Genomic DNA, 14,686 nt, shown 5'->3' with positions numbered 1-14,686 from the left:
ACCGAAGCGCCCCGGTGAGGAACGCAGCGTGCCACCAGCCGTCGTATCGCGCCGGAAGGACGAAGCGGAGTGGGGTGCCGTCCGTACGTTCACAGCGCCCAGGCAGACGGGAGCACGGCCGGTGACGTATGCGGGCAACGTGGCTGAGGCCCGTACGGGGTTGCTGGAGGCACACGTGACGGGTGCTCGTTCGGCGCACCCGCCGCCGTGGTTGACTTTCGGTGGCTGAGGCCAGAACGGTTTTTCTCGACGGGACTTCATCAGGGGCTCTCTTCAACTCGACAACAGGAAGCCGAGGTTGTGGCCGCACCCGCATTCGGGCATGCCGACCACCCCGGTACCATCGGCACCGGGGTCCTGATCAGGGCTTCCACGACCGGACCACCCGGAATGCTGTCCAGGCTGAGGGGTGGTCCGGTCTGTTGTTGTCGGCCCGCCGCCGTACGAGCAACGACGGCGAGCAGGGGCGGCGATCAGCTCAGGGCTTTACCCACCTCGTAGATCGTCGGCCGGTCCTCGGGCGCGTGGCTGAGCATGGCTTCGATCAGTTCGCCCAGCTCACCGGGCGCTTTTACGGGGCGACGCCGACCGTTGGCCACGGCTTCTCTCTGCACAGGGCGAGGAGCGTCGTCCGGGTACTCGACCGCTCGCCAACCGGTGGCGGAGATGAGTAGGGACGCGCCCAGGGCGTAGATATCGGCTTCCGGCGTGGGCTCGGCTTCCCCGGTGGCGAGCACGCTGCGGGCGATCTCCGGTGCTTCGTAGTGGACGAGGCAGCCGCGGAACGGGAAGTCGTACCCCTGGGGAACGCTTCCGCCACGGGCGAGAGCGAGGTCGATCAGGTGCGTCCGCTCGGGCCCGATGATGAAGTGGGCGGGCTGCACGTCTCCGTGTGCCCAGCCCCTCACGTGGAGTTCCGCCAGTGCTTCGACGCATCCCAGGGCAACGCTGGTGTGCGGCGCGATGGACGAGTCCGGCTTACGGCAGGGTTCCCACAGTCGGTACAGGTCCGGCCCTTCGCGCCACGGCTGGAAGTTCCAGGTACCGCGCTCCCACTCGCCGTAGGCGATCTCGTGGAAGCCGAGACGGTGCAGTACGGCGCCCTCGCGCGCCGGCGCGAGTGCGGTCCAGGGCTGGGCAGCCCATTCGGCCGTGGCCTCGATCGGGTAGCCGAGCTTCACGGCGTAGTGGCCCCGATGGCTCTCCACCTCCCAGACCGTGGAGCCCCGGCGATTGGTGACCAGAACCTGAGCCGTGGGCATGAGCGCGTCGAGCACCACGATCGGCAGTTCAGCGGTTGAGCCGGACAACGTCGTCTCTCCTTCCGGGCGCACGCGACCGACCACGAGTTGAGGCCGGTCGCGTCGCTGTTGGGTGGGTCAGTCCTGACCGTAGGGTCGGCCGCAGTCCGAGTCGCACTGCGCGAGGTTCGTGCCGTCCACGGTCCACAGGTCGTCGAAGACCATGAACCCGGCCGCCTTCATGGCGTGAGCCGAGGCGGCGACCTCCTCAGGGTCGCGTGCCCCTCCGCCCGGCTTCGGGTTGTGGTGGAGGAAGCGGCCCGCGTACTGCTCGCACAGCCCGGCGTACTCCTTCGTGTGCAGGATGAGCGCGTGGAGGCCCAGGTCCACGTCATCCGACGGGACCATGGGAACCGTGGCGGTCGCCGCCGTGACCACGAACGCCACCGCCTGGTCCGCGATCCGCTCGGCACGCTCGGGCGACTGCCCGTTGTGGGTGATCACGAAATGAGTGAGGCTCTGGATCAGATCCTCACCCGCCACCGCGCGACCGGTCCTCTGGTCGTTCGCTGTTGCCGTCATGTGCAGTCTCCTCGTGTGAGGTGGAGCAGGGCACGTACCTGCCGTCGCGATCCGGAGCGCAGTTCGAAGGCGATCGCGATCGGGCTTGGAGGCCGGCCCCGAACGGGGACGGGGGAGTCGCAAAGGCACCCGTTCGGGGCGGCCGGTCTACTGGCCGATGCCGAGGGCCATACCGATCACCAATCCGCACGAACCGCTGATGCAGATGATGAACAGGACCCCGGCGTACCGGCCGACGGCGCGCATCACAGCCCGACCCGACTGTTGCCGTTCCTTGCGGCCAGACGCACGCTCAGTTCCTCCCGCGCGCTGAGCGCCTCCACGTCGTCCCGCATGGCATCCCACTCCCTGCCGCCACGGACCGGCCGCATCTGCACACGGCCGCCGACCTCACCCATGACGACCCCGATGCGTCCGGTGGCACGGTCCTTCGCCAGCTCGCTGATGCCTGGCCTGGTCTGCTGATTGCTCGCCATGCAGAGGAGCATCGCGATCAGGGGACCCCTGCCAAAAGGCCAGGCTGATTACCCAACTTGGGTAATATCGCGGCTAGTAGAGAATCCGCGACGTTGCGTAGCCCTCGCAGTGTGGGAGCTGGCCCGATGCCCGACGCCGACCGGCCGCAGGAATTACCTGCCCGGCTGCTCACCGACCCCGAGATGATCAACGCGTGCCGGGTGCGGGACTTCGCCCGAGTCTTCCGGCTGGTGAAGGCCCGTGCGGGCATCTACCCGTCGATGATCGCGAGGCGATGTGACCTGACTCCGAGTCGGGTTGGTGAGGTGATCGCCGGGCGCCGCCAGTTGCTCCACATGGACGTGATCGAGCGGATCTCGGACGGCTTGCGCATCCCAGGAGGCATGCTCGGGCTTGCTCGCCGCCCCTGGGAGACACCGCAGGCTCTCGCGGTCACCGAGCGCGAGACACCTCAAGTGCCAGAACCCGAGGAACGGTCAGCCGCTTCTCTCCCAGGCCCGGACGTGGACAGCATCTTGGCGCTGGCCACGCGGAGCAACCTCAGCGCAGCCACGCTCGAAGCGTTCCGATCTTCCATCGAGGACTACTGGCGTCGGGATGACCAGCACGGCGGCGAGGCACTGAGGCCGGCCGTCGTCGGCCAGCTCCGCTACGTCGTCGGCCTGCTGACGGAGAGCCGACCGCCGTCCATCCAGAACGGCCTGTACGGGATCGCGGCTGAGCTGGCGCGCCTCACCGGCTGGACCTACTTCGACGCCCGCCAGTACAACCAGGCCCGCGCGTACTTCACCGAGGCCCTGCAACTGGCCAAGGAGATCGACGACCGCCAGTTCATGGCCAACGTCCTGGCCTGTATGAGCTTGCAGGCGACCTACCAGGACAAGCCCGCGGACTCCCTGGCACTCGTGACCGCAGCCCAGGACCGTGCCCGCTCAGCCTTCGGCACGACACCGCGAGTGCTGTCGATGCTGTCCATGCGCGAGGCATTCGCCCACGCCACGCTCGGCAGCCACACGGCGACGCACCGAGCCATCGGGGAAGCCCACCGCCAGTTCGAGCAGATCCAGGAGAGCGACCCGGACCCGTCGTGGGTGACCTACTTCGACGAACTGAAGCTCATAGTGGACACGGGCATTGCCCACGGCCGCCTGGGCGAGGCGGCGACGGCTGAACCGTTGATCGCGGATGCCTTGCGCCGGGAGGCCCTTACCAATCAGCGGGGCCGGGCCTTTCACGCCTTCTGGCTGGCCCGTACGCAGCTGGACCAAGGCAAGCTCGACCAGGCGTGCGGGACTGCCACGCAGGCTCTGGAGTCCGCGTCGGCAGTGGCTTCGGAGCGGGTGTCCGGCCATCTCAGGGAGTTCTACGACCAGTTGGCCCCGCACAGGCAGGAGCCCGTAGCCCTGGCCTTTGAGGCACGGCTACGGGCGATGCTCCCACCGGTCAGCGGATCGCTTCATCCATGAGCAGGTAGAGAAGACCAACGAGGGTTCCGCTGCTCACGATCTCGCGGCGGTCGATCATTCCGCGCACCTCGCTGAGCGGGATCCACTCGATCCGGTCTGACTCGTTCATCTCGGTGGGCGGTCCCACGTGGGTCGCGCCGTCCGCGCGGAAGACGTGGTGCTGAGAGTCGGTGATGCCGTTGGCCGGCTCGGCATAGATGAGAGGCTTGATGGGGCCAGGCCGCCAGCCCGTTTCCTCCAGCACTTCGCGGGCCGCCGCCTCCTCGGGTGACTCGCCCTCCTCGACCAGGCCCATGGGCAACTCCCAAGCCCACGAGTCCGTGATGAAGCGGTGCCGCCACATCATCAGCACCTCTTGCCGGTCGTTGACGACGGCGGCCACGGCCAGGTGCCGGAGGCGAACGACGTGGTACTCCCACCTGCGCCCGTCAGGCTGTTGGACGTCGACCAGACACAGGTTCACCCACTTGTTCGTGTAGATCTGCCGCTCACCGTGGGTCTTCCACTCCATGCCTTCGGCCCCTCTCGATCGGACTCCAGGATCTCAGACCGCTGCGGAAGAGGGCGTCAGTTCGACGCTTTTCGCGTCACATTGACGAGATGTGTCGTGTTCCGGTTGGAGAGGCCGAACGGCAGGAGGAGTTCTCGAACCTCAGCTTGGGAGGCAGCGAGCGTTTGTGGCGCGTCGGGGCCCTGAGCTGGGCGAATGCGAGGAGCGAGGAGTCACCGGCCTTGGCCGCTTTCACCGTGATTCCCTGCTGTTCCCCGTTCTATCTGGTGCGCTTGTGGTGCGGCGGCCGCGTTCTCGCTTGGCGACGCTGAACCGTAGGCGCCGCCGTACATGTGGGCGCGGGCGCTCCTTGGCCGCTTCAAGCCGTGCGGCGTAGTCGGGCAGGAAGATCTCGCTCAGCGTCGGCGGAGCGTTTGCTGGAGGTCGATCTGCTGGCCAGGCGTGCCTCGGTCCGATACCGGTCAGAGTCAATCGCTCCGGATGCTGTCATTCCCTGTTACGCAGAAACTGTGAAGCGTCGAATTTCACCATCGAGCTGCTCGCTGGCCCAACCTCACCCCAGCAGGCTTCAGCCGGAACCGATCTGCTGTTCTGTCGAGCTCCTCGCCTCCGTGCCAGCTGCACTGCCTCTGTGGGCACACGTTTGACAGACAGCGCAAGTGGCCACCAGCTATCAAGCGGCCTAATCGTGTGTGTCGGACTCAGTAGATGGCAACGAGCCAGGCGATCCTGTCGCTTCGGATGCGGTTAGGAGATGAGATGGGTATTGAGAGTGCCATGGCGGTTGTCTCAACAAGCGCCCCTACTGGTGAGCAAAAAGCGGGCATCTATGTCACGAGAGAGTCGTTCACTTTTCCAGCCGCATCGGTGGTTTTGACTGTACTCCTAAATTTCCTTTCCGTGCCCTTCAAGGGGGCAAATACGTCATTTTGGTGGGCGCTAGGCACTGCATGCGCTTTGGGTGTGTTGATTTATGCAAAGAGCTTGACATCTCAGATGTCGCGATCGGAGAAGTGGATTTCGGCGGCGTTCGCGTTCTTGAACTCGCTCCTACTCGCCGCATCGGCACTTGGTCTTAATTCTCTTGCAGCTAGCGATCCTGCCAAATTCTGATAATGGACACGGTTCCGGAGGCCCTTTGAGGCCAAGATAACGCAGCACGTCAGGGCCTCGGGCGTGGCAGATCTGGCGAGCTGAGTCCGCAGATAGTCCACAAGCAAACGAGGGGCCCACGGAAGCTATCAGTTGGGCTGCGCCGCTGCTCATTCAGCCATGACGTGATACGAGGGCCGACGGACAGAGTCGTTACGACGACACGTGCGTCGATGTTGCGGGAATGCGCGTCTCAATGCAGCCCGCTCCTGGGTGTCGGGATTATGAGGCAGACCGTCGTACTCTTGGCGAGGGCGATTGCAGTCGGCACCTGTTGGGTGTCGGCTTTGACCGGCAAGCCGAGGAGCTAGAGATCAAGCAGTCACTGGGCAGGGGAGCCGGAGAGCCCTAACATGCCGGGCCATGGGCATCGAGGCGGAACGCATCGCACAGCTGGCTGACGAACTCAAGATTGGGTTCTGCGGTCTCAGCCTGGCCATACCTCCGCTAGCTGACCCCCGTCAGCCGCTCATGGCCATCTACCGCGACCTGTATGAGCAAACCGCTGACTCACCGCTGGTCATCTACCGCAATGACGGTACGCCGCACTCTGCGGAGCGGCTGACAGACATCTTCGCTAAGGCCAGCTCAACTGCGGGTGCTGGACTCGGCGAGGACCTGCTGAACTTCGCGACGATGCATGGTGCAGCCCGCCTGGGTGATGCCATCCAGCGCGCCGGGCTGAGTGACAGGACAAGCCCACTGCTTCAGTTCGTGCGGCACTTCCGCAACGCCTGTGCGCACGGCAATCGCTGGCACTTTCAAAACGCGGAACCGAGGCAGCCAGCAGAGTTGCGCGGCATTGTCCTGACATCGGCGCTGCACGGCTCCAAGGCGGCTGGGGGCACTGTTGGTGCGGGCGACTACCTGGACATGCTCGACGACGTGGCGGCCCACTTCCGGGCCTGAGGCTCGTCAGTCCGTCTCGATGACAGCCAGGACAAGCCGCCTCTGTCACTCGCCATCCGCTTGTGTCATCGGACCCCCGGCGCCCGCTGGATGACGGGTCATCACGGTTCCTTGGATCAAGCCTTGTCGTACAGGCTGGTCATCGACTGGTCGCGCGATACCGTGATAGGTCGGTGACAGTGCGTGTGGAGGAGGGGGCAGGTGCAGCAGCCTGATGCCCGCAACAAGACGATCAACCCCAGCGCGTACAACGCACTTGCCGACGCACTCTGGTTGATCTACTGGAACAAAGACCCCTTTGAGCTGTACGTCCGCGGGATGCTGAAGGACCACAGCGAGCTCCTGCCGCAGCTCAACTTCCAGGCCACCAAGCGCGAAGTCTCCGGCCAGTTGGTCAAGCTGCTGCGGGCCAATGAGACCCGGTACCTGGACGTGACCGTGGCACTCATGCTCGACATCGCCGCCATGGACCGGTTTCCGAACCTCGAACGACAGGTCGATGGTGACGTCATGGTGGCCAAGGCCACGGCGGCCGTCGCGGAACTGCGGCGCTGGACTGGCAAGCAGCAAAACATCATCAAGGAACACGAGGAGCACGCGGCGGCCATAGCCGAGAGTGCGAAGAAGGACCAGGATGGCCGGGTCTTCGCCCAGGCCCATGACGATCTGAAGCAACGGTTCATCGTGATGCACGCGGCAACCGACAAGCACCAGCGGGGGACGAATTTCGAGGGCTTCATCAACGAGCTCTTCGCCCTGTACGACTTGGAGCCGCGGGCGGCCTACATCATGGAGTACGAGCAGATCGATGGCGCGTTCACCTTCGACACTGACTACTACGTTCTTGAGGCCAAGTGGTGGAAGGAGCGCATCGGCCGGCGGGAGCTGGACGTCTTCAAAACCAACATCGAGCGCAAGGGCAAGAACACCCTCGGCTTGTACGTCAGCATGAGCGGCTTCACGTCCGATGCCCTGGCGATCTACAGCCTTAGCACGCCGTTCATCACGATGGACGGCGGCGACTTCATGGCTGTGCTGGACCAACGCATCCGCCTGGACGACCTGATGACCCACAAGAGGAAGCACGCTAGCCAGACTGGTCACTGCTATCTGCCCGTCTCTGAAATCTTCTCTAGGACGGAATGACATAGTAGGCGAGGCGGAGATAGACGATTGCGCCAACATCGGCTTTCTGTAAAAGTGGAGCAATGAACGCTGACGATGAAGTCTTCAACTGGCCAGAGATTGAGCAGGGGTGGCTCGGTGGCGGACAAGTCGCTTTGCCTGCCGAGATGATCGTTGGAGCCTTCAATAGTGTGGTATCGCACTTTGGGCGCACATGGATCGAGGCCTCACGAACCACTAATAGGGCCGTTGAATCAGGAGCTTTGCCGACCCTGAGCATCGTCACTCTTGGGCAGCGGCTTGAATCATTGGCCAACTCGGTCAACCCAGATGGGCTGCTTCGTAAGCTTCGGGAACGGCAGCCGGACGCATCAGGCGAGCTTACGGCCATCCATCTCGTTCGTTCAGGTGCCTCGGATGTTGCGCTTGAGCTCGAACCGCCAGGGCTTATCCCGGGTGGAAATAGAAATCCAGATTTCCGAATCAAGCAGGGCGAGTCAGACTGGACGTGCATTGAGGTTAAGCAGGCCAGCACGTCTCAAGCTCGCTCACAAGCGGAAAATGGCCTCCATCGCCTCTCTGCCGGGCTGATCGGGGATTGCGCGGGTAGCTTCACGCTTGAGGTATTTTTTAAGCGGGAGCCCACTCCCGACGAAGTCGAGGAAGTAGCCGCGCAGATCATCAGCTTGCACTCCAACCGAGGCGCAGAAGAAACAGTGCTAAGGAACGGACTCGGCACACTCTACTGGAATGACCGCACTCCAGGAAGCTTGGAAGTGGATGACCACGGTGAGCCCAGGACGCGCGTCAACATTATGGCAACCAACATGGTGGAGGGCGTAGTTCAGAGCGACATTGTTGTCCGTTGGCCGTTTGTGGATGCCAGGGCGCAAGCGTTTCTCGATAGCGCGAGGAAGCAGCTCCCGACGAATGTGCCGGGGCTCGTCATGGTCGACGTTTCAGACGCACTGGGCGCGATGAAGACCTGGCGCGCTGTGATCGAGCATCGGTTCCAACCGTCCATGTACACCCGCGTCTCTGGTGTCTGTCTGTTTTCCTCGGGCGTCCATCTGGCTGACGGTGGCTATGAGTGGCGGCCCGAGACCCAGCTCATCCGAAACCCACATGCGCGCATCGCGCTCCCCGAATGGATCGCGGAGCAGGTAGAGCGCTTCAGGCATTGACCGGTCGCTACTGCCCATCATCGGGCTAGGTCATCGTGCCGCCGGCGCGGGCGACCACAGATGGCTTCTTGCCCTGGGTCTTGTGGGGGATCTTGGTGAGCTGGGTTTTTGCTGGTCAGGGGTGGTGGGCTCGTGCGCCTAGTGGTCGTTACTCGACACTGTCGAGCGGCCTTGGACGGCGCAGGGTCGCCCAGCCTTGCCCGGTGCGGGAGCCTCGTTCGGTGACGGCTGGCATCTTCATCGTGGTCCGTCTCAGCCTCAGCCGACGAAAGCCCGCCATGATGGCGGGTCAGCTGACCGCCCAGGCGCGCGGGTGCCTCGCTGTACCCCCACTGGCCTCAACCACGCTATTTTTGTTGCCGTCAGCATCTGCTCGCTCGCCGTCGAGGTGCCCAGATCTCCCGCTTCAAGGATTTAGCGATTAACCAGTATCATTTCTGCCCCTTCCCCTGCGAGTGCTTATTTTCATCAACTCCCAATAGTGCACTATGAACCCTGCGGCCACCCCAATTATGATGACCGCCAAAACGATCCAAATAGTTGGCCATTCATCCATTCCAAATCCGGTCTGCAGAATCTCCCCAAGTCCTGCTATCCCTAGCGCGGCAATGATCGCCAGAATTGCACTCACTTTCGCCGCTTGCTTCGCTTTCTCTTGCTCCGCCTGCTGCTGAGCCAGCTTTTCTATGGTTCCTCCGAGACGCTCATGTGAAAGTCGTTCGATCCCGCGGAAGAATTTGTCGACCTTTCGATAAAAGCCGGACATCTGCAATAGCGATTGCAGCGCGTCGGCCGCATGAGGAGACGAAACAAGGGCCGGTGAAGAGAGAAGCCCTGTTGTGTAATGAAGCTCGACAGTAAAAGTGTCCAGGTTCCTTCTCTCAGCCGACATTTCGTCAGAAAGATCACTCAATTCAGCTGCCGTAGCTTTCTTTCTCTCCAGCTTTGACCATTCATCATCAAATTCATCTGACTTCTCATAGTGGCGAGCGAGCTCATTGGCCCAGCCTTCAAACAAACCGTCTAGGGAGATAACGAATTCGACTAGCGAGCCCCAAGTGCCCCTGAGGAAGTCAGGCAACCCAAGCGTCACAAGACAGGCAGTATTGCACGTTTTTACAACCCACTCCCCGGCCGGCCCCGTCAGTTCCAATAGGTCTTTTGGTCTTGAATATCTGACCCACTCTCCAGCTGACCCCACAACGCTGGGTATAGGGTTCATGAGTAGCTGAACACCTACCGCATTGCGCAACTGATCCGTGGTTGTTACCTCCGACGCTTCTTTCCGCTCAGTAGCTGGGCCTCGCGTCGTCGAAGCAGCCCCAATACTCACGAAGACGTAGTACAACCCGGGCCTTGAAATCACAGTGCGATTGCCTAGCGGGCGCCGACCTTGGTTAGGATTGGGCAGCAAGCGCTCGCCCAGATCCCATATCAGGTCCGCAGCGAGGTCGGACAACCGAGGCCAGGCGAGTGGCTGATCGTTATCAGATTCCGTACAAGTCGAGAACGAGAGGGCCATTTCACCGGATTCCGGTGCCGCCCTGAACATCATCGCATGTAGGCACTCAGCCGATACGCTGTTTAGTTCGACCTCGAAGCGAACATGATGATTTCCTAGTGCCGAGAGAACGATACCGGCGTGGAGCATGTAATAACGCTCTCCGCGCTGACCGCCCACTACAACGTCAGGAAGTTTGATGAAACATCCCGCGTAGCGGCGCTTCGACAGGTTGCTGCCGGCGGCCCAAATGTCGTCTAGCTCAAGGTTGTTGTGCACCTCAGGTGGCCTTACGCCTGCGAGCGACCAGTCGCGTGCCTTAGACCTTGATTCTTGCGCGGCCCGTTCAGGCTTGATACCCCGTGTCGCGAAGGGGTATATGTAGATCATTTTACCCTGGTCGACTCGCATCCACTCGGAATCCAGCCGACCCTGAAGTTCCATCAAGCTGAATCTCTCGGCCCGAACCTCACTGATCAGAGATTCATCTGCGATTTCCGCAGTCCGAGATTCTATTCTCCGTATCCTTTCGATCGCCCTTTCCAGGGAGTTTCCTGTTTCATAGAATGCAATTAGTGTCCGCGCAGCCAGCGCAATGGCCTCATAGCAGCAGGAACGTTGTTCAGCGTATCCGATAATGCGATCGCGTATATCGGAATACTCTTGCGAAACAGGATTGATCGCTTCGATTGCTGCCTGAGCATGCCTCACTGCACGGTCGGCTGCCTCAGCTCGCTCCCGGGGCAATCCGCTTACCATGGCGTCCTCAGTGCAAATTTGCGCACTAAGACTCTCCAGTAGCTCGAGAACCGCTTTAGTCGCCCTGGACTCGTCCCCGAATTCGACAATTAGCCCGGCGTTACGTTGAACGCAGTCCTCTGCACCTGCCAGAGTGTCCCGTAGGGGACGGAATACGTAGGAGACTTCCCACGCCTGATCCACCATGTCCAGTACAAATAGCAAAAGGCGGGCCACGCCACCTGGGTAGCCCTCAACAAGACGCATCTGCCTGGAAATTAGCTGAGCCGCCTCACGACGCCGGTCAGGGGGGGTCCGCACAGTGCGCGGATCATCCGGGACCCGCCAGGTGTCCCACCGCGGCAGCCGACTTATTGCCTCGGTGTCAACTCCCTGTCGCAACAGCCAAGATTCCTGCTGCATGGTTCCAGCGTAGGGCCCACTCGCCGTGATCGCTCGCTGAGCGTGGTTGGTGAACAGCGATCGGGGCCCCAGTGCTCTAGAGGAGATAGTTGGATCGGCAGGTGGGCCGACCGACTCTCATCATGAACCCGAGTTGCAGAAACCTGGTCGATGTCCCCAGAGTTGCCAGCCAATCATCAACAACCCAATCCAGATGGGAAGGCATCCAAGCCACCGATCGAGATCCTTTTCGATTGCCACGAAGGCGACGCCGCCACACACAAGGAGCGCAGCGAGGGTCACGGCAACTACAGGACCTGTGCACTCTGTGGCTGTAAGTTGACCTGATCCGATTTCGCCCACAGCACTCACCGTATGGGACTGCTGATCAGCTGCATCGCGGACACGCGGTTACTGTGTGGGCGCACTCGCACGGCCTCATAAAGCGATCATTGGTGCATTCTCCTCCCGCACCTCCGAGACGGCGCTTGCTGGCCAGCAGTGCCCTGCTGTACTGGCTCAACGCTCGGCAGGGGCGCCTGAAGACTTACGAGCCGCACTCGTTCGCCGCCCGCGTAAGTGAGCACAGCCCTCGCTTGCTGTTCCCTCTGGTGCTCTACAACACCGGAGCCACGCCAATCGTCGTTCAGGACTTCTGGCTACGCTTCCGGAATGAGCCGAAGACAGTGCTTCCCCTCCTATGGACAGCGCTCAGGGAAAGGATCAATTAAAGTCGTAGAGCCGACAGCCCCCAGCCACGACGTACTCCCTTCTCTGGCATCAGGTGGCTTATTGCTGTGTGCGGCACGGGTGCCGGCCGGGCTGGAGCGGGACGGAGGCAGGAGGCAGGCCCGGCCGCGCGCGGGGAGCGAAGCGAGCCGCACTTGAACCAGCAGAGAATGTCGTGACTCACAGGAGGGCGCCGCTCGGTTCGCTGTCCCGTGGCTGGCGACAGCAGGGCCAGATGGCTGGGTCCGGGACGTCGCGGACGTGGCGCTGGCAGTCGGAAGCAGGGCCAGTGGACCCCGTGTGGACCACGCCCACCGAGCACCGCCCGCGCCGGGTAGTCTGTACCCGCTCCGCCCCAGGTGAGCGGGGCACAGGTGGGTTGCCCGAGCGGCCTAAGGGAACGGTCTTGAAAACCGTCGTGGCAGCGATGTCACCGTGGGTTCAAATCCCACACCCACCGCTGTTGGTGCGTGAAAGTGCTGGTCCGAAGGGGTGTCCCGGTTTGGGGGCGCCCCTTTGTGGTGGGCGGGGAGGGTGCGAGATGCGGGGCGGGGGTGCGGCGCGGATTCTGGTGGGGACGGGATTTTCCTGTGGAAGGAGCCGTTATGTCCGTGATGGGCAAGCTCAAGCAGATGCTGAAGGGGCATGAGGAGCAGGCCGGGCGGGGTGTCGACAAGGCCGGTGACTTCGTCGACGGGCGGACGCAGGGGAAGTACAGCGGTCAGGTCGACTCGGCGCAGGAGAGGCTCAGGCAGCAGCTGGGATCGGAGCGGGCGCGGACAGAGCAGCCTGACGCCGGCCGTCCCGACGCCAGTCGTCCCGACGTAGGCCGTCCCGACATTGGCCGTCCCGATATTGGGCGGCCCGATATTGGTCGTGAGGATCCGCCTCGGTGAGGGTGTCTGTCGGCTAGGGGGCCGATCAAAGAGAGGGCTCAGTCCGGGTCGGTCCCGGTCTCGGACTCGGCCTCGGCCTCTTCCCGTGGGGCCGATTCTCGCGCCGCCATGATTTCCGTTTCGTACTGGTCGATGACCTGTTCCGCGGTGCGGCCCGTGTGGTGTGCCACCTCGTCGCGACGACCGCCCAGTTGGCCAAGGAGAGTGCGAAGGCGAGCAGTTGGTCGTCGCCGTAGGCTCGTTTGACCGTCAGGAGATACATGAGGTTCAGGTAGGGCACGAGATCGGGTTCCGAGACGTGGCCCGTGCTCGTGCGCATCAGTTCGATCGTGGTCTCCGTCGCCTCCGCGCGGAGTGGGAGCAGTCGGTCCCGTTCTCGATGGACCTCGGCGAGCATTTCTCGGCGGTGTTCCCTGTCCCAGTCCCCGTCCGAGTCCCTGTCCCAGTCCCCGACTGAGCTCCTGTCCGAGTTCCTGTCCGAGTCCAAATTGAGCCTCCGAGCGGCTGTTCCTCACACGGGCCGGGCCACGCCGGACCACGGCACCTTCAGTTCTTCCAACCACCGCTGTCCCGAAACGCCCGCCCCGGTCCCCCGTGTTGCCCCATCGCCGCCCTCACCCCCCACCCCTCGCCATCCGCGCCGCCGAGGCGATCGTCGACCTCGCCTCGCGTTCGGTGAGGCCCGTGCGTACGGCTGCCTCGAGGAGCGCTCCTGCGAGTTCGGGGCCGAGACCGTTCTCGTAGGCGCGGCAAGCCGCCCAGAAGAGGCGGGTGTTGCGTTGTCCCTCCTGGGCGGTCAGGACGAAGTGGACGAGGCCGTGGCCGTTGCCCTGGCCGTCCGTCGTCCGGGAGGGGCCCGTGCGCGGCGGTGGCAGCAGGAGGCGGAGCAGGGCCGGTGGGCAGGGGGCCGGGTGGAGGTGGGACGTGCCGGGGGCCGCGGTGTAGGCGCCGTGGTCGGTGCGGGAGCCGGGGCCGACGAGGTAGCCGCCGGCGCCGCGGATGTCGATGCCGGGGGCGAGTCGGCTGGCGGAGTTGGGGACGGCGACGTCGGGTGGGCCGGTGAGCCAGAGGTGGCGGCCGCCGCTGGGCGTCACCACGACGACCGTCTCGGGGATCGTGAAGAGGTGGCGCAGGGCCAGTTCACGCAGGGCCGCCGAGGAGTCCGTACCGGATTTCGTGTCGAGGTCGACGCCGATCAGATGGTGGGGGTGGACTCCGCAGGCGATGCCGTAGCCGGTGGCCCAGGGGGCGGCGGCGAAGAGTTCGCGGATGCGCCGGGGGTCGGTGGAGGCGTCGTACACGCCGTGGCCGAAGCGCCCGCACTCCCCATGACACGGGGGCGGGACGGGAGTAGAGGAGTGGGCCGGTCGGTGGGGGGAGCGTAGGGCCGGGAGCTTGGTGCGGGACAGGGGGATCACCGCCAGTCCGCGTTCGGCGGCTGAGAGCGCGTGTGCCAGGGCCAGGGTGCTGGCCTGCCGGTCCGTGGTGGCCATACCTCCATGTTCGTACGAGTGTTCGATAAAAGGAAGGGGGTTCGGGGTGTGCTTTCGGTCGTCGGAGGCCTGTTCGCGGGTTGGCCGGAAATGTGCCGGAACGCTTCGCCCCTTGTCTCGCTTGATCTTGTGGTCGCCTGTCGCGCTCGTCCCGCCTGAACTGGGAGTTCCTTGATCCAAGGGGGTTTATCGACTTGTCATCACGCTTCAGGGGGAATGGGAGCTTCCGGGGTAGTTCGCCGGGGATTCGGTGGGCAACTCTTGATTCGCGACGTCGAAG

The 14,686-nt window shown here is 63.4% G+C and carries 11 protein-coding genes, 1 tRNA gene and 1 pseudogene; 7 read left to right on the top strand and 6 right to left on the bottom strand.

The features are described 5' to 3' along the window. Window positions 1–473: 473 nt before the first annotated feature. From PUR53_RS29060 to PUR53_RS29050, 3 genes are all read right to left on the bottom strand, one after another. Entirely contained in the window at window positions 474–1,310 is an 837-nt protein-coding gene (locus tag PUR53_RS29060) for a protein kinase (protein WP_329910163.1), read from the bottom strand. Window positions 1,311–1,379: 69 nt separating this feature from the next. Then, a complete protein-coding gene (locus PUR53_RS29055) occupies window positions 1,380–1,823 on the bottom strand; it encodes a glycine-rich domain-containing protein (protein ID WP_329910162.1) in 444 nt (147 codons plus the stop codon). A 245-nt stretch (window positions 1,824–2,068) separates the two neighbouring features. Continuing rightward, window positions 2,069–2,299, bottom strand: a complete 231-nt coding sequence (locus PUR53_RS29050) for a hypothetical protein (protein ID WP_046916453.1) — start codon at window positions 2,297–2,299, stop codon at window positions 2,069–2,071. 126 nt (window positions 2,300–2,425) lie between these two features. Here PUR53_RS29050 and PUR53_RS29045 point away from each other — a divergent pair, with 126 nt between their 5' ends. Beyond that, the gene (locus PUR53_RS29045) at window positions 2,426–3,766 is read left to right on the top strand and encodes a hypothetical protein (RefSeq protein WP_329910161.1); all 1,341 of its coding nucleotides are present in this window, start codon (window positions 2,426–2,428) and stop codon (window positions 3,764–3,766) included. Here the strand turns inward: PUR53_RS29045 and PUR53_RS29040 are convergent. Further along, the gene (locus PUR53_RS29040) at window positions 3,744–4,277 is read right to left on the bottom strand and encodes an NUDIX hydrolase (RefSeq protein ID WP_329910160.1); all 534 of its coding nucleotides are present in this window, start codon (window positions 4,275–4,277) and stop codon (window positions 3,744–3,746) included. The genes PUR53_RS29045 and PUR53_RS29040 overlap by 23 nt on opposite strands. A gap of 708 nt (window positions 4,278–4,985) precedes the next feature. On the opposite strand from PUR53_RS29040, the gene PUR53_RS29035 reads away from it, so the two are divergent. The 4 genes from PUR53_RS29035 to PUR53_RS29020 all read left to right on the top strand — a co-directional run bounded on the left by PUR53_RS29035 (window position 4,986) and on the right by PUR53_RS29020 (window position 8,647). Beyond that, the gene (locus tag PUR53_RS29035; protein ID WP_329910159.1) at window positions 4,986–5,390 is read left to right on the top strand and encodes a hypothetical protein; all 405 of its coding nucleotides are present in this window, start codon (window positions 4,986–4,988) and stop codon (window positions 5,388–5,390) included. A gap of 402 nt (window positions 5,391–5,792) precedes the next feature. Further along, a complete protein-coding gene (locus PUR53_RS29030) occupies window positions 5,793–6,338 on the top strand; it encodes a hypothetical protein (RefSeq protein ID WP_329910158.1) in 546 nt (181 codons plus the stop codon). A 201-nt stretch (window positions 6,339–6,539) separates the two neighbouring features. After that, the gene (locus PUR53_RS29025) at window positions 6,540–7,484 is read left to right on the top strand and encodes a restriction endonuclease (protein WP_329910157.1); all 945 of its coding nucleotides are present in this window, start codon (window positions 6,540–6,542) and stop codon (window positions 7,482–7,484) included. Window positions 7,485–7,546: 62 nt separating this feature from the next. Beyond that, a complete protein-coding gene (locus PUR53_RS29020; RefSeq protein WP_329910156.1) occupies window positions 7,547–8,647 on the top strand; it encodes a hypothetical protein in 1,101 nt (366 codons plus the stop codon). Window positions 8,648–9,068: 421 nt separating this feature from the next. Here PUR53_RS29020 and PUR53_RS29015 read toward each other — a convergent pair whose 3' ends face one another. Next, window positions 9,069–11,153 carry a hypothetical protein gene (locus tag PUR53_RS29015; protein ID WP_329910155.1) on the bottom strand — a complete coding sequence of 695 codons (2,085 nt, stop codon included), beginning with the start codon at window positions 11,151–11,153 and terminating at the stop codon, window positions 9,069–9,071. Between the two features lie 1,237 nt (window positions 11,154–12,390). Here PUR53_RS29015 and PUR53_RS29010 point away from each other — a divergent pair. Both PUR53_RS29010 and PUR53_RS29005 read left to right on the top strand, forming a co-directional pair. Then, window positions 12,391–12,477 (top strand) — tRNA-Ser (locus tag PUR53_RS29010). Between the two features lie 145 nt (window positions 12,478–12,622). Beyond that, a pseudogene (locus PUR53_RS29005) lies at window positions 12,623–12,808 on the top strand (antitoxin); the annotation flags it as partial. A gap of 719 nt (window positions 12,809–13,527) precedes the next feature. On the opposite strand, the gene PUR53_RS29000 reads toward PUR53_RS29005, so the two are convergent. Then, on the bottom strand, window positions 13,528–14,406 hold the full coding sequence (locus PUR53_RS29000; RefSeq protein WP_329910154.1) for a bifunctional DNA primase/polymerase: 879 nt from the start codon (window positions 14,404–14,406) through the stop codon (window positions 13,528–13,530). Window positions 14,407–14,686: the final 280 nt, after the last annotated feature.

This window comes from Streptomyces sp. SP18BB07 (genome assembly GCF_036322545.1).
Lineage (GTDB): Bacteria > Actinomycetota > Actinomycetes > Streptomycetales > Streptomycetaceae > Streptomyces > Streptomyces deccanensis.
This window is presented reverse-complemented; position numbering and strand designations above follow the sequence as displayed.

What these genes read in the sequence shown, in the direction of transcription:
- PUR53_RS29055 (WP_329910162.1), bottom strand. Translation starts at nt 1,823, where the DNA reads ATGACGGCAACAGCGAACGACCAGAGGACCGGTCGCGCGGTGGCGGGT.
- PUR53_RS29050 (WP_046916453.1), bottom strand. Translation starts at nt 2,299, where the DNA reads ATGGCGAGCAATCAGCAGACCAGGCCAGGCATCAGCGAGCTGGCGAAG.
- PUR53_RS29045 (WP_329910161.1), top strand. Translation starts at nt 2,426, where the DNA reads ATGCCCGACGCCGACCGGCCGCAGGAATTACCTGCCCGGCTGCTCACC.
- PUR53_RS29040 (WP_329910160.1), bottom strand. Translation starts at nt 4,277, where the DNA reads ATGGAGTGGAAGACCCACGGTGAGCGGCAGATCTACACGAACAAGTGG.
- PUR53_RS29035 (WP_329910159.1), top strand. Translation starts at nt 4,986, where the DNA reads ATGGCAACGAGCCAGGCGATCCTGTCGCTTCGGATGCGGTTAGGAGAT.
- PUR53_RS29030 (WP_329910158.1), top strand. Translation starts at nt 5,793, where the DNA reads ATGGGCATCGAGGCGGAACGCATCGCACAGCTGGCTGACGAACTCAAG.
- PUR53_RS29020 (WP_329910156.1), top strand. Translation starts at nt 7,547, where the DNA reads ATGAACGCTGACGATGAAGTCTTCAACTGGCCAGAGATTGAGCAGGGG.
- PUR53_RS29015 (WP_329910155.1), bottom strand. Translation starts at nt 11,153, where the DNA reads ATGCGTCTTGTTGAGGGCTACCCAGGTGGCGTGGCCCGCCTTTTGCTA.
- PUR53_RS29000 (WP_329910154.1), bottom strand. Translation starts at nt 14,406, where the DNA reads ATGGCCACCACGGACCGGCAGGCCAGCACCCTGGCCCTGGCACACGCG.